This is a genomic window from Jiella pacifica (genome assembly GCF_010500815.1).
In the GTDB taxonomy this organism is placed as follows: Bacteria; Pseudomonadota; Alphaproteobacteria; order Rhizobiales; family Rhizobiaceae; genus Jiella; species Jiella pacifica.
Window position 1 is genome coordinate 205,682 of the sequence record NZ_JAAAMG010000007.1, and the last position, 18,204, is coordinate 223,885.

The window sequence follows — 18,204 nt, forward strand, 5'->3', positions numbered from 1 at the left end:
GCGGCGGCGAGCGGCGACGGTAAGCATTGGCATCAGACGTCGAGCCCGTAGATCTCGCGGGCCGCGGCCTTCGAAATCCGTCCCTCTTTCAGGTCGCGGCGCACCAGATCGCGGTCGCGCTCCTTCGGGTCGCCGTAGCCGCCGCCGGAGGACGCGATCATGGCGAGCGTCTGTCCGGCCGCGAGCGAACCGTTGCGGTTGACCAGCGGTGCGACGCCCTCGCCGAGTTCGACCTTGGTGACACGCCCGTCGTGGCCGCCGAAGAGGCCCCAGGGGGCGACCTTGGAGTTGGTGCCGCCGGCATTGACGGTCGCGACGTGATCGAGGACCCGCACCTGGCGGCGCATGGTCATGCCGCCGCGCCACTTGCCGGGACCGCCGGAATCCTCGACGAGCTCGTAGCGCTCGACCAGGACGGGGTGCTCGTATTCCAGCGCCTCGATCGGGATGTTGGCGGTGTTGGTGGTGTGGACCTGGACGCCGTCGAGGCCGTCCTTGGTGGCCCTTCCGCCCATCGAGCCGCCGCACATCTCGTTGTAGACGTAGAAGCGGCCGGTACGCGGGTGGATGCCGGAAAAGGTCAACAGACCGCCGCCGGTGCAGGCGGCGCAGATGCGCTCGGGGATCGCCTCCGAAAGCGCAGTATAGATCATGTCGACGAGGCGCTGGCCGATGTCGGTCCGGGTATAGACCGCGGCGGGCGAGACGGCGTTGAAGACCGAACCTTCCGGCGCCTTCACGTGGATCGGCCGATGGAAGCCGGAATTGGCCGGAATGTCCGGGTCGATCAGGGACTTCACGGCGAAATACACCGTCGCCAGCGTCGCGGTCAGCACCATGTTGATGCCGGCGCGCACCTGTGCCGGGTTGCCGGCGAGATCGACGGTGATCTCCTCGCCATGCACCTCCACCCTGACCCTCAGATCGAGGATCTCGTCATAGGACGGCGTGTCGAAGCGGCAGGCATGCTCGTAGACGCCGTCGGGAATGGTGGCGATGCCGGCGCGGGTCTTGCGCTCGGCATAGGCGATGATCTCCTCGCTCGCCGCCGCGACGACGGGCTCGCCATATTTCTCGCAAAGCGCTTGATAGCGCTGGACGCCCAGCCGATTGGCCGCCATCTGGGCGCGAAAATCGTTGGTCCGCTCGCCCGGCACCTGGCAGTTGAGCAGGACGAGATCCATCATGTCCTGTTGCAGAACGCCCTCTCGGTAGAGGCGGATCGGCGGGATCCGCAGCCCCTCCTGATAGATGTGGGCATGGCCGCGGTCGACGAAGTCGGAGTGATGGGCGAGGTTGGTCACCCAGGCGACGAGCTCGCCGCCGAAGAACACCGGCTCCAGGAAGACGATGTCGTTCAGATGGGTGCCGCCGCCGGTATGGGCGTCGTTGCCGATGAAGACGTCGCCCGGGCGCACCGTCTCCAGATCGACATGGGTCAAGACGTAGTCGGCGATGCCGAGCAGCGAGCCGAGATGGACCGGGATGCGCTCGGCCTGGGCGACGGTTCGGCCCTTGCGGTCGAAGATCACCGTGGAGCAGTCCTGCCGCTCCTTGATGTTGGTCGAATAGGCGGCGCGCACGATCGCCTTGCCCATCTCCTCGACGATGGTGCTGAGCGCGCTGCCGATGACCGCGGTCGTCACGGGATCGACGGTGACGGCGGTGTCGCCGGTCTCGGGGTTCTTCGCGAGGGCGCTCATGAGCGTGTCTTCTCGATCGTGAGATTGAGGAAGCGGTCGACGCGCGCCATCTGGCCCGGCAGAACCAGCGTCGTCGAATCCATCTGTTCGATGACGGCGGGACCCGCCACATCGTGGCCCGGATCGAGCTTCGTGCGGTCGTAGAGCGGGACAGCGACGAAATCGCCGCGCTCGGGCAGATAGACCCGGCGCTCGCCGACCACCGCGCCCGACACAGGGCCGGTCGCCGCGGGATGGGACTTCATCGCCACTTTCGGCACGGTGCCGACCGCCTCGATGCGCAGGGTCGTGACCTGGATCGGCTCCTCGCTCGCGACATAGCCATAAAGTTGGCGGTGGGCTGCCTCGAAATTGGCCCGCAGCGCGGCAAGGACGCCCTCGCCCGCAACGTCCTGCGGCCAGTCGACGGTCAGCTCGTAGCCCTGGCCGCCATAGCGCATGTCGACGGCGCGCAGGACGCGGCGGTCGGCGGGAGCAATCGCCTCGGTGGTGAACCACTCCTCGGCCCGCTGGTCGAGCTGCCGGAAGCCGGCCTCCAGCGTCGGCAATACGTCGTCCGATAGCCGCGTCATGCGGGTCAGCGACAGATTGGTGCGCAGATCGGACTGCAAGAGGCCGAGGGCGCACATGATGCCGGGATGCTTGGGAATGACGATGCGAGGGATGTCGAGTTCGGCGGCGAGGCGCGCGGCGTGGATCGGCCCGGCGCCGCCGAAGGCCAGCATCGTATAGTCACGCGGATCGTAGCCGCGCTCGACGGAGATCACCCGGATCGCCTTGGCCATGTTGGCGATGACGACGCGGATGATGCCCTGGGCCGCGTCCATCACGCCGATTCCGAGAGCCTCGGCCAGGCGCTCCATGGCCGCATGCGAGGCGGCGGCGTCGATCGGCATCCGGCCGTTGAGGAGATGGGTCTGGTTGAGGATGCCGAGGACGACGTTGGCGTCGGTCACCGTCGGCTCGTCGTTGCCGAGCCCGTAGCAGACCGGGCCGGGTGCAGCGCCGGCACTGCGCGGGCCGACCTTGAGGAGCCCTGCATCGACATGGGCGATCGAGCCGCCGCCGGCGCCGACCGTGTGGATGTCGAGCATCGGCACCTTCAGGGGATAGCCGTGGATCTCGATGTCGTTGGCCATCTGCGGGCGGCCGCCGTCGATCAGCGAAACGTCGCTGGAGGTGCCCCCCATGTCGAAGGTGATGAGATTGGGCGCCCCGATATCGCGGCCGATGGCGAGCGCCGCCATGACGCCGGCGGCGGGGCCTGAGAGCACGGTGCGCACCGGCTGTTCCTTGGCGGTGTCGCAGGAAATGACGCCGCCGTTGCTCTGGGTCAGATGCGGCTCCAGGGTCAGCCCGGCGGCCGCCACCCGCGGCGACAGCCGCTCCAGATAGGCGCGCATGATCGGGCCGAGATAGGCGTTCACCACCGTCGTCGTCAGCCGCTCGTATTCCCGGAATTCCGGGGCGATCTCGTGGGACACCGAGATGAAGACGCCCGGATACTCCTCCTCGACGATCTGGCGGATCCGCGCCTCGTGGGCCGGCTGGATGAAGGAGAACAGCGTGCAGACTGCGATCGCCGCGACCTTCTCCTCCTTCAGCTGGCGCACGGCCAGCCGCACCTCGTCCTCGTCGAGCGGGGTCATCACCGTGCCGTCGAAGAGGACGCGCTCGGTCACTTCCAGCCGCTTGTCACGGGTGGCGAGCAGCGGCGGCTTGTCGGCCTGGAGGTCGTAGAGCTCGGGACGCTTCTGGCGGCGGATTTCGAGGACGTCGCGAAAGCCCCGGGTTGTGATCAGCCCGGTCTCGGCGCCGCGACCCTGGATGAGGGCGTTGGTGCCGACCGTGGTGCCGTGGCCGAAATAGCCGACACGGGCGGGATCCAGCGCACCGCCTTCATGGGCGCCGAGCCCCTCGACGATCCCGGCGACGATGGCTTCGGAAGGGTCGGCAGGCGTGCTCGAGACCTTCCAGACGAAGACGTCGCCCTCGGCTTCGTCGAAGACGCAGATGTCGGTGAAGGTGCCACCGGAATCGACGCCCACCCGGATGCGCGACGACGGATCGTTGGGTCGATCGGGAGACAAGAGCGGCCTCGCAGATGGTTGGAAAGACGGCGCGACAGAGCCCGCGCAGATCGTATGAATCCAAATTGGCGCCAATTTCTTCCGATGTCAACGTCGCGTGCTCGTGCTAGCAATGACCAAATCGCTTTCGATGCCTTGAGGACGAGCCCCTTCATGACCGAGGAAACCGCCGCGCAGGACACCGCCACGCTCGCCAGGACGATCGAGACCGACATCTATCGCGGCACCCTCGCGCCCGGCATGTGGCTGAAGCAGATCGACCTGGAGGAGCGCTACGGCTGCACCCGGATCGCGCTTCGCCATGCGCTGGAGGCCCTGCAGTCGCGCAAACTGGTGCAGCGGGTGCGCAATCGCGGCTATTACGTGCCGTCGATGGACGACGCCCTGGTACGCGATATCATGGACGCCCGCGCCAAGGTCGAGACGTCGATCGCCGAGGAGCTCGTGGCGAATGTCACCGACGGTATGCTCGCCCGGCTGTCCTATCTCGCCACCATCTTCGCCGATACGGTCAAGACCGGGACGATCCGCGAGCAGGACGAGGCGAACCACGCCTTTCACCGCGAACTCCTCAAGGCCTGCCACAACCAGGTGATCATCGAGATCATCTGGGATCTGCGCTGGCGCATTCCGATCTCCGTCCAACGGGCGAACAACACGCCCGCCCGTATGGACCGTTCGGCGCACGAGCATTTCGAGATGGTGGAGGCTCTGCGCCTCAAGGACGCGGAGCGGCTGCGGGAGGTCACGGCACGTCACGTGACGCTGAAGGATCGGGGCGCCTAGCCGTTAGGCAGGCGTACCTTCTGCACAAAAAATTCGGCCCGTCGTGCAATTGAGTTTGAAATTGGCGCCAATAACTGGTTCACTCGCTTGTCTCGGCTGCGCAGCGGCGATCCGCCGCCTGGCGCATTGCGCCGGTCGCCGCCGATCATTTCGCTAGGGGTCCACGTTCAGAATGCCGACGATGCATCTCAACGGCGCCCGCTTCGTCTATGACGAGGCCGGCCGGAGCGACGCGGAACCCTTCGTGGCGATCCATGGCGGGCGCGGCATCGGCGATCGTTTCGGCGAGTACGACGCCTGGCTGCCGCTCGCCGATGAGTACCGCGTCATGGCCTACGACCAGCGCGGCTGCGGCGAGAGCAGCCTGACGCCGCCCTACAGTTTCGAGCAGTTCGCCGACGATCTGGAGGCCATCCGGCTCGAGCATTTCGGCGCCCGCAGGATCATTCTCCAGGGCGGCTCCTTCGGCGGCATGATCGCGCTGACCTATGCCGTCAAATATCCGCAGGGCGCCTCTCGGCTGATCCTGCGCGGCACGGCGGCGAGCCATCACAACGAGGACGACGCCTTCGAGACCTTCAAGGCGCGCATCCACAAGGCGCCGAGCGCTTCCGTCGCGATGCTGCGCAAGGTGTTTTCCGACACCGTCATCGACGACACCGAGCTGCGGCTCATCTGGCTGGCGCTGCAGCCGCTCTATTTCGAGCGCTTCGACCCGGACGCCGCGCTGGAGCGCGTGCGCAAGATGCGGTTTCACGCCGAGACCCACAACGCGCTGTTCAAGGAGCGCAGCTACGATCTGCGCGACCGTCTCGCCGAAATCGCGGTGCCGACGCTTGTCATCGTCGGGGCGGAGGACTGGATCTGTCCGCCGAACCACTCCCGGCTGATCGCCGAGGCGATCCCCGCCGCCGAGCTCTTCGAGGTCGAGGGGGCGAACCACGCCATCCATTTCGAGGCGAACGAGGCGGTGATCGCAAGGACCCGCGACTTCCTCTCACGCACCGGCCCGGCCGGCGCGGCGGCAGCGACGGGTTCCGGCTCTTGATCCGCTATCTCCTTGGAAAACTCGCCGAATCGGCCATCGCGATCTGGGGCGTCGTGACGATCGTCTTCTTCGTCACCCGCATCCTCGGCGATCCGTCGGCGCTGCTCCTGCCGATCGGCGCCTCGCCCGAGGAGATGGCGCGGCTGCAGGCCGATCTCGGCCTCGATCAGCCGCTTTTCCTTCAGTATCTCAGCTACCTCGGCAACATCGCCACCGGCGATTTCGGCCAGTCGTTCCAGTTCGGGCGTCCGGCGATGGGCGTGGTGCTCGAACGCATGCCGGCGACGATGGAGCTGGCCTTCACCGCGCTCATCCTCGGCACCCTGCTCGGGGTCGTCGCCGGCACCATCGCAGCGCTCAATCGCGGCCGCCTCGCCGAACTGGTCGTCATGCTGTTCGCGCTGCTCGGCCAGGCGACGCCGGTGTTCTGGCTGGGGATCATGCTGATCCTGTTCTTCGCCGTCGATCTCCGCTGGCTGCCGACCGGCGGCTACGGCACGCCCGCCCATCTCGTCCTGCCGGCCTTCACGCTCGCGGTGTTCGTCTCCGCCTCGATCGCCCGGCTCCTGCGCTCCAACCTCCTCGACGTCCTGAAGGAGGACTATGTGCGCACTGCCCGGGCCAAGGGGTTGATGCCGCGGGTAATCCTCGTCTGGCACGTCGGACGCAACGCGCTGATCCCCGTCGTCACCATGATCGGCATCATCATGGGCGAGCTTCTGGGCGGCTCGGTCGTCACCGAGACGGTGTTTTCCTGGCCGGGCGTCGGCCGGCTGATCATCCAGGCGATCGAGACCAAGGACTTCCCGGTGATCCAGGCCGGCGTCGCGCTCATCGCCTTCATCTTCGTCGTCATCAACTTCGCGATCGACCTTCTCTACGGGCTGCTCGATCCGCGTATCCGGGAAAGGCGGTGACGGCCATGCGGTCATTCTTTTCCGCCCTCCTTCGCTCCAAAGCCGGCCTGTTCGGCTGGATCATCCTGTCGATCTTCGTCCTCGCGGCGCTTCTGGCGCCGGTGCTCGGCCTCGACAGCCCGGTGCGCGGCAGCCTGTCGGCGCGGCTCGATCCGCCGACCTGGACCGGACTCTTCAGCCCCGGGCCCCATCCGCTCGGCACCGACCAGCTCGGCCGCGACATCCTCAGCCGCATCATCTACGGCAGCCGAGTGACGCTCGCCGTCGCGGCCGCCGCCGTCATCCTCGGCGGCATCGTCGGCGTCGGCCTCGGCATCGTCGCCGGCTATTTCCGCGGCATGACCGACCGCATCCTGATGCGGCTCGTCGACATCCAGCTCGCCTTCCCGCTGATGCTCTTGGCGCTCCTCGTCGTCGCGGCGCTGGGCCCGAGCCTTCGTAACATCATCATCGTCCTCGCTCTGACCAGCTGGATCCGCTACGCTCGCATCATCCGCGGCCAGGTGCTTGCCGTGCGCGAGCGCGAATTCGTCCAGTCGGCCCGGGCGATCGGCTCCGGCACCCTGCGCATCATGTTCCGCCACATCCTGCCCAACGTCCTGACGCCGGCCCTCGTCGTCGGCACGCTGGAACTTGCGCGGGTGATCATCATGGACGCCGCCCTCTCCTTCCTCGGGCTTGGCGTGCCGCCGCCGGCCCCCAGCTGGGGCCGCATGCTCGCCGACGGGCGGACCTATCTGTCCACCGCCTGGTGGATCGTCACCTTCCCCGGCCTTGCGATCGTCCTCACCGTCCTCAGCGTCAATCTCGTCGGCGACTGGCTGCGCGACTATTTCGATCCGAAGCAGCGGGGGCTGAAATGACGGCGCCGCTTCTCGAGGTGAAGAACCTTTCCGTCGTTTTCGACACCGAGGGTGGCACCGTTCACGCCGTCAACGACGTCTCCTATACGATCGAGGCGGGCGAGACCCTCGGCATTGTCGGCGAGAGCGGCTCGGGCAAGAGCGTCCACGTGCTCGCCATGCTCGGCTTGATCCCGCGCCCGCCGGGCCGCATCGTCTCCGGCAGCGTTCTGTTCGAGGGGCGCGATCTTCTGAAGCTGTCCGAGGCCGAGCTCCGAAACATTCGCGGCGGGCGGATCGGCTTCGTCTTCCAGGACCCGATGACCTCGCTGAACCCGGTGCTCACCGTCGAGCGTCAGCTGATCGAGCCTTTGACCCGCCACGAAGGCCTGTCGCGGCGCAAGGCGCGGGAGCGGGCGGTCGAGCTTCTCGATCTCGTCGGCATCCCCAGTGCCGACAGGCGCATCGGCCAGTATCCGCACCAGTTTTCCGGCGGCATGCGCCAGCGGGTGATGATCGCCATCGGCCTTGCCTGCAGCCCGAAGCTCCTCATCGCCGACGAGGCGACCACGGCCCTCGACGTGACCGTGCAGGCGCAGGTGCTCGATCTCGTCCGCGACCTGAAGAAGCGCTTCGGCACCACCGTCATCTGGATCACCCACGACATGGGCGTCGTTGCCGGCCTCGCCGACAATGTGCAGGTGATGTATGGCGGCCGGATCATGGAGCGCGGGCCGGTGCGCTCGATCTTCAAGCAGCCGCACAGCGCCTACACATGGGGCTTGCTTCGCTCCCTGCCCCATGGCGAGACCCGCCTGACCAAGCGGCTCTACCAGATCCCCGGCCAGCCGCCGGATCTGACGGAACCGCCGGTGGGCGATCCCTTCGCCCCGCGCAATCCCTTCGCGACGCCCCGCTGCTTCACCGAGACCCCGCCGCTTCGCCAGATCGAGGGCATGGCGCCCGGCCATCAGGTGGCGGCGTGGTACGATCTGCCGGCGCTGCTGGCCGCCGAACAGGGGACGGAGCGATGACGCGGCCGACCTCAGCCACATCCTCGGCCGACGCCCCGCTCGTCTCGGTCCGCGACCTGACGAAGCACTATGGCGGCGGGCGCGGCTTCCTCGGCGCCAGCAAGTTCGCCGTCAAGGCGATCGACGGCATCTCCTTCGACATCGCGCCCGGCGAAACCCTCGGCCTCGTCGGCGAATCCGGCTCCGGCAAGAGCACGACCGGCCGCGTCGTGCTGCAGCTCGAAAGCCCGACCGGCGGCGACGTCCTGTTCCGCGGGCAGTCCCTTGTCGGGCTGTCGCCGCGCCAGCTGAAGCCCTTCCGGCGCGAGATGCAAGTGGTCTTCCAGGACCCTTACGCGGCGCTCAACCCGCGCATGACCGTCGGCGATTTCGTTGCCGAGCCGCTGATCGTGCACAAGCTCGCCAAGGGCAGCGAACGGGCCGACCGCACGGCCGAGCTGTTTCGCCGGGTGGGGCTCGATCCGGCCTTCATGAAGCGCTATCCGCACGAATTTTCCGGCGGCCAGCGCCAGCGCGTCAACATCGCGAGGGCCGTCGCCATGGAGCCGAGCTTCATCGTCGCCGACGAGCCGATCACCGCCCTCGACGTCTCGATCCAGGCACAGATCGTCAATCTCTTCCAGGACCTGCAGGAAAGCCTCGGCATCGCCTATCTGTTCGTCGCCCACGACCTGTCGATGGTCCGCTATCTCTGCCACCGGGTGGCGGTGATGCTGCGGGGGCGGATCGTCGAGATGGCGCCGACCGAGGCGATCTTCACCGATGCGCGCCATCCCTATACGCGCGCGCTGCTCTCGGCGATCCCGGTGCCCGATCCCGACATCGAGGCAAATCGCCGACATCTCGCCTACGACGTCGACGCCAATCCGCCGGCCCCGGACGCTGCGCTGCGCGAGGTCGGTCCCGACCATTTCCTTCTTGCATAACCACCACCCCCGATCGAACAGGAGAGGCAGCATGCAGTTCAGGACGACCCTCAGATCCTTATGCCTTGGAGCCGCGCTCGCCGCCTCCACGGCACTGCCGAGCTTTGCCCAGGAGGGCGAGGTGACCATCGCGCTGCGCGTGGCGGTCAACACCTTCGACCCGCACATGACGGGCACGGTCGGCTCCGACCTCAGCGTTCTCAGCCACATCTATCCGGCGCTCGTCCTGCGCGGCCCGGACCTGAAGCTGCAGCCGTCGCTGGCCACGAGCTGGGAGATGGTCGACCCGACGACCTGGCGCTTCAAGCTGGCGGAAGGGACGACCTATGCCGACGGCGAGAAGATCGACGCCGAGGCGGTGAAGTGGAATCTCGACCGGGTCCGCGATCCGAAGGTCGGCGCCCGCATCGCCGGCTGGTTCTCGCTGGTCTCCGAGGTCAACGTCATCGACCCGACGACGGTCGAGGTGAAGACCTCGGCGCCCTATCCGGCGCTGGCCGACCAGCTCTCGATGTTCCTGCTGCTGCCGCCGAAATGGGCCGAGACGCACAATCCGGCGACCGAGACCCTGTCCGGCGGCCCCTATGCGGTGGAGGAGAACGTCCCCGGCGACCGCATCACCTTGAAGGCCAATCCGGACTATTGGGGCGACAAGCCGACCTTTCAGACCGTGAACTTCCGCACCATTCCGGAAACCGGCAGCCGGATCGCCGCTCTTCTCGCCGGCGAGGTCGACCTGATCACCGGCATTCCGACCTCGGAGATCGCCCGGATCGACGCGGCCGACAACGCCAGTGCCGGCGCGGTGGATTCCACCCGCTCGATGCTGATCAAGTTCAATCACGAAAAGCCGCCGATGGACAATCTGAAGTTCCGGCAGGCGGTGAACTATGCGATCGACAAAACCGGCATCGCCGATGCGATCTTCGACGGCAAGGCGACCGTCTCCCAGTGCCAGATCCTCTCGAAGGACTATTTCGGCTACAATCCCGAGCTGGAGCCTTACCCCTACGATCCCGACAAGGCGGCGGAACTCTTCGCCGAGTCCGGCGTCGATCTCTCCCAGCCGATCGAGATCGAGGTGCCGGTCGCGCGCTATCTCCAGGGCGAGGAGGTGACGCAGGTCATCGCTTCGGAGCTGACCTCCCTTGGGCTCAACATGAAGATCTCCGAGATCGAGTTCGGCGCCTTCATGAAGAAGCAGATCGAGGGCCGGGACCTCGCCCAGATGGCCGTTCAAGGGCTTGCCTGGCCGACCATCGACGCCGACGGCATGCTGACCATGTTCTCCCCCGGCAATGTCTACGACTATTGGGGCAACGAGGCTTTCGGCAAGCTGCTCGACGAGGGCCGCGAGACGACCGACAAGGACGCGCGCCAGAAAATCTATGCCGAGGCGACCAAGCTGATGTGCGACGAGGCGGCTTCGGGCTTCCTCTACGTGCAGCCCGAGACCTACGGCGTCTCCGACGACGTCACCTGGCAGGCCCGCGGCGACGACTGGGTCCGCGCCTTCGACATGAAGCCGAAGACGTAACACCCGATCAGACACCCTGGCTCTCCTCGTACAGCCGACGGAGGGCTCGGGCTGTCCATGCCATCGAGAAGGGTCGGCCGCCGGTCGGCCCTTTTTTCGTTCGGAAGGAGCCTCAGCCTTGGCCGACGGCCTCCGGCGCATCAGCATCCTGCCACTCGTCGCCGAGGATTTCCGGCGTGTCATAGGCCTGAAGGTCTGCGAAATGGCGATCGCGATCGGCGGAAAAGAGGTCGGCGACGATGGCCCGCGCCAAGCGGTCGGCTCCCTCGCTGACGGCCGGAACGTCGCCCGACAGCTTGCCGTGCGAGAGCGTCGCGGCATAGTTGAAGCAGTGGAGCCGCTTCAGCGCCGGACAGGCGCCGGGCTGCTTCTCCTGGAACGTGAAGCCCGGACCGAGGTCGGGCGAGTTCGCCAGTTCGGCGTTCTCCTGGCCCTTCGGCGGCTCGAAGCGGTCGCCCCAGAAGCGGATGTGAGGCGCGAAGGCCGCAAGCTCCGGCCGCTCGCCGAGATCGACGTTGAAGCCGGTGCCGAGGATCAGATGATCGAGTTGGTAGGTCCCGCGCGCGGTCGTCAGCGTTACCTGTCCGCCTTCGGCGCTCACCTCGTGGATCGGGCTCGAAAGGTGAAACCGCGCATTCGGGAAAGCCGACACCCGCAGCACGCTGTCGCGCGGCGGCGGGGTCTGCTCGGTGATGACGTAGTCGAGGAAGCGCCATTTCTCGTCGTCCGGCAGGCTGGCGAAGCCATGAACCACGCCGGGGCTGCCGATGCCGGTGAACTTGTTGACCCGGGGAATGTCGTTGCGGCGGATGAACAGATCGACGCTCGCAGCACCTTGTTCGAGGGCTACCGCCGCATTGTCGACCGCCGAGGCTCCGGCGCCGACGACGCCGACCTTCTTCCCTTTCAAAGCCGCAAAGTCGATCGCGTCCTCCGAATGGGACCACAACTCGGGCGGCAGCGCCTGGAAGACGTCCGGCACCGCCTTGCCGCCGAGCCCCGCCCGGCCGGTGGCGAGCACCACGTGGCGCGCATGGATCGTCCGCCGCGTGCCGGCGCTTTCGACCGTGACGGCGAAGAGGGCGGGATCGTCGCGGTCGCTCTCGATCGTCTCGACGCGGGTCTCGTTCTGCACCGGAAGATCCAGAACCTTCCGGTACCAGACGAGATAGTCCATCCACGTCGTCCGATCGATCTTGTCGAGCGTGTCCCAGGCAAGCCGCCCGAACTGCGCCTCGAAGAACGCCCGGAACGTCAGCGCCGGCAGGCCGAGGGCGGGGCCGGCGAGTTGCTTGGGCGAGCGCAGGGTGCGCATCCGGGCATAGGTGACCCACGGCCCTTCCCGCCCCTGCGACGCCCGGTCGAGAACGAGCGTGTTGTGAACGCCGAGGAGCTTCAGCCTGGCGGCCGCTGCAAGGCCGCACATGCCGCCCCCGACGATCAGCACGTCGCGGACGATCTGGCTCTGGTGGCGACGCGGCGGGACCCAGTTTCGCGCCGGCAGCTGCAGAAACTCGAGATCCTGGGAAAGCCGCTCCTCGAGGCCGGATAGGCCCTCAATGCTGAGGTCGGTGTTCATGGGTCAGCTTCCTTCGCGATGGGCCCGTTGACACCCGGTCGGAGACCACGCTCGCCCGCCTCTCCCGGTCATCGACAGCAAGAATTCGTTTTTTGCATGAAAGACCTATTATAATGACAAATTCAAGGGTATTCATATTAGGGACTGACCGACCGAAGAAGGAGGGCGGATCACCATGACCGACGTGAGCGCGACCCTCGTCGCCAAACTCGCCCATCTGCGCCCGACGGACGAGGTGGTCCGGGCTCTGGCGCAGCGGGCGGAGCTCGTCGCCCTCAGCGACGCCAGCGCCGAGGCGGTACTCGCCCCTGAGGACCCCGGCGGGCTTCCCCACGCAGTTCGGGGGATCATCGCGGTCCGGGCGTCGGAGCGTCTTGGCGACGAGACGATGAAGGATCACTACTACCAACGCTTCACCACCTGCGACGACTGGTACGACCATGCCGGCCTCGCCGACCCGGACACGTTTTCCGGCGACGAACGGCTCGATGCCCTGCTGCGCCATGCCGACAGGCTGATCGCCGCGCCGAAGACTGCGACCCGCGAGCATGTCGAGGCGTTGAAGGCGGCCGGCGTGGCGGAGGCCGACATCGTTCGCCTCGCCGAGCTCTGCGCCTTTCTCGGCTATCAGTCCCGGCTGGTGATCGGCCTTCGCTTGATGAAGACTTCGATGGAGAAATCCGCATGAGCCGGGTCGTTCACGAATTCACCGCCACGGTTCCCGAATGGCGCCCCTATGTGACGCCGGTGAAGCTGGAAGAGGCGAGCGCGGCGCAGCTGGCGGCGATGAAGGTGACGCCGTCGAACAAGAAGGTCTCCGACTACGTCCTGACCCTCGCCCACGATCCGGAGTCGCTCTCCCACCGCTCGCCGCTGTTCAACGGCATCATGTATGGCCGCGACGGCCTGTCGCGCGCCGAGCGCGAACTCGGCGCCGTCGGCGCCTCGGTGGTCAATCGCTGCGTCTATTGCGCGGCGGTCCACGCCAGCCGCTACAACCAGCTCATCGGCGACGAAGCGACAATGGCCGAGATCTTCGCCAAGGAGGCGAAGGCCGAGCTTGGGGAGCGCGAACAGGCGATCTTCGACTTCTCCGTCAAACTCTCGGCCTTTCCGCCGGAGGCGGAGGAGAGCGACGTCGCGCGGCTGCGCGCCGCCGGGCTCTCGGAAATCGAGATCCTCGACCTCGTCATGTCCGCGGCGATCTTCGGATGGGCGAACCGGCTGATGCATACGCTGGGCGAGCCGGTAGCGGCAGAGGGCTGAGCGGACATGGCCGCCGGCACGGGCATGGCCGCCGCGGTGCCGGCCGAACGGGAATGCAGCGCCCTACCCCGCCGGGCCTTCGCTCCGCCCGGCCCTGAATCCGATCGCGGGAAGCTGCTCCTCTGCGACCGATCGCAGCGCTTCCGACAACAGCCGCGTCACCTCGGAGCGCGGCTCGCCGGCCGGCACGACGACGCCGAAGAGATAGTCGATGGCGACGTCGAGCGGGCGCGCCGTCACGCCCTTCGGCAGATCGGCAAAGGCGGTGACGGGCTCGGTGATGGCGATGCCGAGACCTTCCCTGACAAGGGCGACTCCGGCCTGGGAGGTGTTGGTGTTGATCGTCGCCCCCGGCTCGACGCCGTTGGCCGCAAGCGCCGCCGATATGCGGCTCTGCAACCGGTAGGGATTGGCCATGGCGATGATCCGGCGCCCGGCCAGATCCTTCAGGGCGACGACCGGCCGGGCGGCCAACGGATCGTCCTCGCGCAACACGGCGGCACAGGGCGCCTCGCCAATCCAGCAGGTCTCCATGCCCGGATGGTCGAGGGGCAGGCTGGCGACGCCGAGATCGGCGGTTCGCCCGACGATCTGGCGGACCACCTCCTCGGCGGATCCGGAATGGAGATGGATCTGCCGCGGCAGGGCCGCCTCGCCGAGCCGCGCCAGCGCCTTCGGCACCAGGCTGGACGCCAGCGCCGGCGTCGCGGCGATGTCGATGGCGGGGGGCGCGCCGGCCCTGATCGCCTCGATGCGCTCGCCCATCATCGCCAGGCCGGTGAGGTAACGCTCCACCTCGGCATGGAAGCGCATCGCCCGCTCGCTCGGCGCGATGCGCGGGCCGTTGCGATCGAACAGCGAAAAGCCGAGGGTGGCCTCGAGATCCTGAATCTGCCTGGTGACGACCGACTGCGAGCGCCCGAGGGTGCGTGCCGCGCCGGTGACGCTACCGATCGAGATGACGGCGGCGAAGGCTTCGAGCTGGCGGGAATCGAGCGCGATATGTTTCATCATTCGCATTCTATCCGGCAGACGATTGCGATCAAACATCATGCCAGCCACTCAGGCGACATCGATGAGACCCGATGGAAGCCGAGGCTGGAGACTGCCGGCGTCAGTCTGGCGACTGGGTGGACGGTGCATAGACGGCATGCATGAGGAGACGGTGACATGGCGATGACGACCGACGCGAGAATGGGTCACGACCCGATGCCTTTGCCGCCCTGCCCCGACCGCGAGTGGTCGCGGCGCGCCATGACGGTTCTGGAGGGCGACGGCCGCCGCTCGGCCGACACCCATCTGGTCAAGCCGATCTTCCCGGGCCTCAAGGGCATCTCGGTCTATCTGAAGGACGAGTCCACCCATCCGACCGGCAGCCTCAAGCACCGCCTCGCCCGCTCGCTGTTTCTCTACGGGATCTGCAATGGCCGCATCCGCGAGGGGACGACGCTCGTCGAGGCCTCCTCGGGCTCGACGGCGGTCAGCGAGGCCTATTTCGCCAATCTCCTCGACCTGCCCTTCATCGCGGTCATGCCGCAGACCACCAGCGCCCAGAAGATCGAGGCGATCCGGCGCTTCGGCGGCCACTGCCATTTCGTCGATGCGCCCGGCGAGGTCTACGACACCGCCGCGCGCCTCGCCGCAGAAGCCGGTGGCTACTATCTCGACCAGTTCACCTATGCCGAGCGGGCAACCGACTGGCGCGGCAACAACAACATCGCCGAGAGCATCTTCGCGCAGATGGGCGCCGAGGCCCATCGGGTGCCACGCTGGGTGGTGATGAGCGCCGGCACCGGCGGCACCGCGGCGACCATCGGCCGCTACATCCGCTATCGCAATCTCGACACGCGGCTCTGCGTCGTCGACGTCGAACACTCCGCCTTCTTCGACGCCTATCACGGCGGCGGGCGCGGCTCGCGCTGCGAGACGCCCTCGCGCATCGAGGGGGTCGGGCGGCCCCGGGTCGAACCCTCCTTCGTGCCGGAAGTGATCGACCACATGATCAAGATCCCGGACGCAGCTTCGATCGCCGCCATGCGGGTTCTCTCGGGGCGGCTGTTTCGCCGCGTCGGCGGCTCGACCGGCACGAATTTCTACGCGCTCTGCCTCATCGCGGCGGAGCTGATGAAGACCGGCGAGGAGGGATCGCTGGTATCGCTGATCTGCGACAGCGGCGAGCGCTACGCCGCCACCTATTACGACGACGCCTGGCTGGCGGCTCAGGGCATCGACATCGGGCCCCATTGCGAAACGATCGAGCGGTTTCTGGACACCGGCCGGTTCGAGGGGGAAGGGTCGATGCCGGCTATTGCGCCGTGACGGTCGAAGCCGATTGCGAGATTGGCTCGGCGAAGTGACGAGCCGCTCATCTCACCCCCGATGCCAGGCAGAGGCCTGAGGGGCGTCGTCCGCGGCAGGCCGGTGAGGACGACGATCAGCGACAAGGCTGCACTCTGTCCACTGGATCGGGTCAACCGCCTGTTCCAGGCGCCGCGGACGAATGCCTTGTGGGTCAGCGACTTCACGCTTGTGGCCACATGAAGAGGTCCTACCGGGCCTCTTACGCCAGCTGACGCGGGCCGAGACCAGACAACGCTCCGTCGAACTGATGCGCGAAGTCGGCATTCCGGCGGTTGAGGGGCGGATCGACGACTATCCGCACCTGTTTTCCGGCGCATCACATCTGCAGGAGAGCGACGGTTTTACCATTCCGAGCAATCGCATCGACCCGTCTGTGTCGGGAAAATCGCTGTAAAGGAGAGCGGTCAGGTCGCCGTTCTCACCAAACTTCTTCCAGCAGCGTCAGCCAGTTCTCTCCCATGATCCGGCGGATCTTCGTTTCCGACCAGCCGGCACGCTCCATGGCAGCGGTGAGGTTCGGGAAGTCGGCGATCGAGCCGAGGCCGTCTGGGAATTTGACCTCCCAGATCTCGGTGAGCTGACGGGCATAGCCCTTGTCGCGGTTGAGATATTCGAAGAATTTCGCCCCGTAGCCCATGGTGAAGTCGGTACCGAACCCGACACGCTCTTCGCCGACGAGGTTCACGATGTAATCGATCGCGGCGACATAATCGTCGATGGTCGCGTCGTTTCCGGCCGCGAGGAACGGCGGGAACATGGTGACGCCGACGAAGCCCTCGTGCTCGGCAATGAAGCGCAATTGCTCGTCGCTCTTGTTGCGCGGATGGACCTTCAGACCCGCCGGCAGGCAATGACTGTAGGCGACGGGCTTCTTCGAGGCGAGGATCACGTCACGCGAGGTCTGCGAGCCCACATGGCTCAGGTCGCAGAGCATGCCGACCCGGTTCATCTCGGCGACGACCTCATGGCCGAAATCCGACAGGCCGTCGTCACGGCTCTCATAGCAGCCCGAGCCCACCAGATTGCGGGTGTTGTAGGTCATCTGGACGATGCCGACGCCTTGCTCCTTGAAGAGCTCGACGAATTCCAGCCTGTCCTCGAAGGCCGAGGTGTTCTGGAAGCCGAGAACGATCCCGGTCTTGCCCTCTTCCCTGGCCCGGCGGATGTCGGCGACGGTCTTCGCCTTCACGATCAGGTCGGAATGGTCGCGGAACTGCCGGTTCCACTCGCCGATCGCGAGCATGGTGTCGCGGAAATTCTCCCAGACCGAGCAGGTGCAGTTGGCGGCGGTAAGCCCACCCTTGTGCATCGCCTCGAAGACCGGCCGCCCCCAGTCGGAAATGATGAGCCCGTCGAAGACGATCAGATCGTCATGCAGCGTCGTCATGGGTTTCTCCCTCGTTCTCAAAGATAGATACTGCGCACGATCGCGTCGTGATCGCCGGCCATGGCGCGCACGTCGCCGCCATCGACGACTGCGCCGTCGCGAAGGACGATGAACCGATCGGCGAGGCGAAAGGCCAGGTTCAGGTTCTGCTCGACCATCAGCATCGTCACGCCGTCTTCCTTCAGGCCGTCGACGATCTGGGCGATCTCCTCGCAGAACTGCGGCGAGAGCCCGCCGGACGGCTCGTCGAGAAGGAGAATGCGGGGACGCGACATGAGCGCGCGGCCGATCGCGACCATCTGCTGTTCGCCGCCGGACAGCGTGCGCGTCACCTGACGCCGGCGCTCGTGAAGGCGCGGGAAGCGCTCGTAGAGTTCCGCCAGCGTCTTCGCCATCTCGCGCCCGCCGCGGCGCATGGCGCCGAGCCGTAGATTGTCCTCGACACTGAGATCGGGAAAGAGGTCACGCGCCTGGCTCACCTGGGCGATGCCGAGCGCGAAGATGCGATGCGGCGGCAGGCCGGCTGTCTCCTGCCCCTCGAACAGGATCGACCCGGAAGAGGGCTTCACGAAGCCGCAGATCGCGTTCATCGCGGTCGACTTGCCGGAGCCATTGGCGCCGAGCAGCGTCAGGCATTCGCCCGGCACGACGTCATAGGACGCGCCGCGCAGGATCGGCTTCTGGCCGTAGCCGACATGCAGGTCGCGGATCTGAAGAAGAGGCGTCAC

General features: G+C 66.7%; 17 protein-coding genes and 1 pseudogene. 12 read left to right on the forward strand and 6 right to left on the reverse strand.

Annotated elements, in window-relative coordinates; translation table 11 throughout:
* Positions 1 to 32 precede the first annotated feature (32 nt).
* Both GTK09_RS11040 and GTK09_RS11045 read right to left on the reverse strand, forming a co-directional pair.
* Positions 33 to 1,703: a hydantoinase B/oxoprolinase family protein gene (locus GTK09_RS11040; RefSeq protein WP_163463211.1), complete on the reverse strand. Its 1,671-nt coding sequence runs from the start codon at positions 1,701 to 1,703 to the stop codon at positions 33 to 35.
* Positions 1,700 to 3,793: a hydantoinase/oxoprolinase family protein gene (locus GTK09_RS11045; protein ID WP_163463212.1), complete on the reverse strand. Its 2,094-nt coding sequence runs from the start codon at positions 3,791 to 3,793 to the stop codon at positions 1,700 to 1,702. Before GTK09_RS11045 ends, GTK09_RS11040 begins: the two co-directional genes overlap by 4 nt.
* A 153-nt stretch (positions 3,794 to 3,946) precedes the next feature.
* Here GTK09_RS11045 and GTK09_RS11050 point away from each other — a divergent pair, with 153 nt between their 5' ends.
* The 7 genes from GTK09_RS11050 to GTK09_RS11080 all read left to right on the forward strand — a co-directional run bounded on the left by GTK09_RS11050 (position 3,947) and on the right by GTK09_RS11080 (position 10,883).
* The gene (locus GTK09_RS11050; RefSeq protein ID WP_163463213.1) at positions 3,947 to 4,579 is read left to right on the forward strand and encodes a GntR family transcriptional regulator; all 633 of its coding nucleotides are present in this window, start codon (positions 3,947 to 3,949) and stop codon (positions 4,577 to 4,579) included.
* Positions 4,580 to 4,760: 181 nt separating this feature from the next.
* Positions 4,761 to 5,627, forward strand: a complete 867-nt coding sequence (locus tag GTK09_RS11055) for an alpha/beta fold hydrolase (protein ID WP_246217841.1) — start codon at positions 4,761 to 4,763, stop codon at positions 5,625 to 5,627.
* Positions 5,624 to 6,544 carry an ABC transporter permease gene (locus GTK09_RS11060; RefSeq protein WP_163463215.1) on the forward strand — a complete coding sequence of 307 codons (921 nt, stop codon included), beginning with the start codon at positions 5,624 to 5,626 and terminating at the stop codon, positions 6,542 to 6,544. Before GTK09_RS11055 ends, GTK09_RS11060 begins: the two co-directional genes overlap by 4 nt.
* A 5-nt stretch (positions 6,545 to 6,549) precedes the next feature.
* A complete protein-coding gene (locus GTK09_RS11065) occupies positions 6,550 to 7,407 on the forward strand; it encodes an ABC transporter permease (RefSeq protein WP_163463216.1) in 858 nt (285 codons plus the stop codon).
* Positions 7,404 to 8,420, forward strand: coding sequence for an ABC transporter ATP-binding protein (locus tag GTK09_RS11070; protein ID WP_163463217.1), 1,017 nt, complete (start codon positions 7,404 to 7,406; stop codon positions 8,418 to 8,420). The genes GTK09_RS11065 and GTK09_RS11070 overlap by 4 nt, the downstream gene beginning before the upstream one ends.
* Positions 8,417 to 9,346 (forward strand): ABC transporter ATP-binding protein, encoded by a 930-nt coding sequence (locus tag GTK09_RS11075; RefSeq protein WP_163463218.1) that lies wholly within the window; start codon positions 8,417 to 8,419, stop codon positions 9,344 to 9,346. Before GTK09_RS11070 ends, GTK09_RS11075 begins: the two co-directional genes overlap by 4 nt.
* Before the next feature lie 31 nt (positions 9,347 to 9,377).
* A complete protein-coding gene (locus GTK09_RS11080; RefSeq protein WP_163463219.1) occupies positions 9,378 to 10,883 on the forward strand; it encodes an ABC transporter substrate-binding protein in 1,506 nt (501 codons plus the stop codon).
* 112 nt (positions 10,884 to 10,995) lie between these two features.
* Here GTK09_RS11080 and GTK09_RS11085 read toward each other — a convergent pair whose 3' ends face one another.
* Entirely contained in the window at positions 10,996 to 12,462 is a 1,467-nt protein-coding gene (locus GTK09_RS11085; RefSeq protein ID WP_163463220.1) for an NAD(P)-binding domain-containing protein, read from the reverse strand.
* A 175-nt stretch (positions 12,463 to 12,637) separates the two neighbouring features.
* Here GTK09_RS11085 and GTK09_RS11090 point away from each other — a divergent pair, with 175 nt between their 5' ends.
* Positions 12,638 to 13,150, forward strand: coding sequence for a CMD domain-containing protein (locus GTK09_RS11090; protein WP_163463221.1), 513 nt, complete (start codon positions 12,638 to 12,640; stop codon positions 13,148 to 13,150).
* Entirely contained in the window at positions 13,147 to 13,728 is a 582-nt protein-coding gene (locus GTK09_RS11095; protein WP_163463222.1) for a peroxidase-related enzyme, read from the forward strand. Before GTK09_RS11090 ends, GTK09_RS11095 begins: the two co-directional genes overlap by 4 nt.
* Before the next feature lie 63 nt (positions 13,729 to 13,791).
* Here the strand turns inward: GTK09_RS11095 and GTK09_RS11100 are convergent, their stop codons facing one another.
* A complete protein-coding gene (locus GTK09_RS11100) occupies positions 13,792 to 14,742 on the reverse strand; it encodes a LysR family transcriptional regulator (protein ID WP_163463223.1) in 951 nt (316 codons plus the stop codon).
* Positions 14,743 to 14,904: 162 nt separating this feature from the next.
* On the opposite strand from GTK09_RS11100, the gene GTK09_RS11105 reads away from it, so the two are divergent.
* The 3 genes and pseudogenes from GTK09_RS11105 to GTK09_RS11115 all read left to right on the forward strand — a co-directional run bounded on the left by GTK09_RS11105 (position 14,905) and on the right by GTK09_RS11115 (position 16,483).
* Positions 14,905 to 16,047 (forward strand): PLP-dependent cysteine synthase family protein, encoded by a 1,143-nt coding sequence (locus GTK09_RS11105; protein ID WP_163463264.1) that lies wholly within the window; start codon positions 14,905 to 14,907, stop codon positions 16,045 to 16,047.
* Positions 16,048 to 16,113: 66 nt separating this feature from the next.
* Positions 16,114 to 16,266: pseudogene (locus GTK09_RS11110) on the forward strand (IS3 family transposase); the annotation flags it as partial.
* A 70-nt stretch (positions 16,267 to 16,336) separates the two neighbouring features.
* Positions 16,337 to 16,483 (forward strand): hypothetical protein, encoded by a 147-nt coding sequence (locus GTK09_RS11115; protein WP_163463224.1) that lies wholly within the window; start codon positions 16,337 to 16,339, stop codon positions 16,481 to 16,483.
* Between the two features lie 24 nt (positions 16,484 to 16,507).
* Here GTK09_RS11115 and GTK09_RS11120 read toward each other — a convergent pair whose 3' ends face one another.
* Both GTK09_RS11120 and GTK09_RS11125 read right to left on the reverse strand, forming a co-directional pair.
* A complete protein-coding gene (locus GTK09_RS11120) occupies positions 16,508 to 17,476 on the reverse strand; it encodes a dipeptidase (protein WP_163463225.1) in 969 nt (322 codons plus the stop codon).
* A 17-nt stretch (positions 17,477 to 17,493) separates the two neighbouring features.
* A complete protein-coding gene (locus GTK09_RS11125) occupies positions 17,494 to 18,204 on the reverse strand; it encodes an ABC transporter ATP-binding protein (RefSeq protein WP_312869794.1) in 711 nt (236 codons plus the stop codon).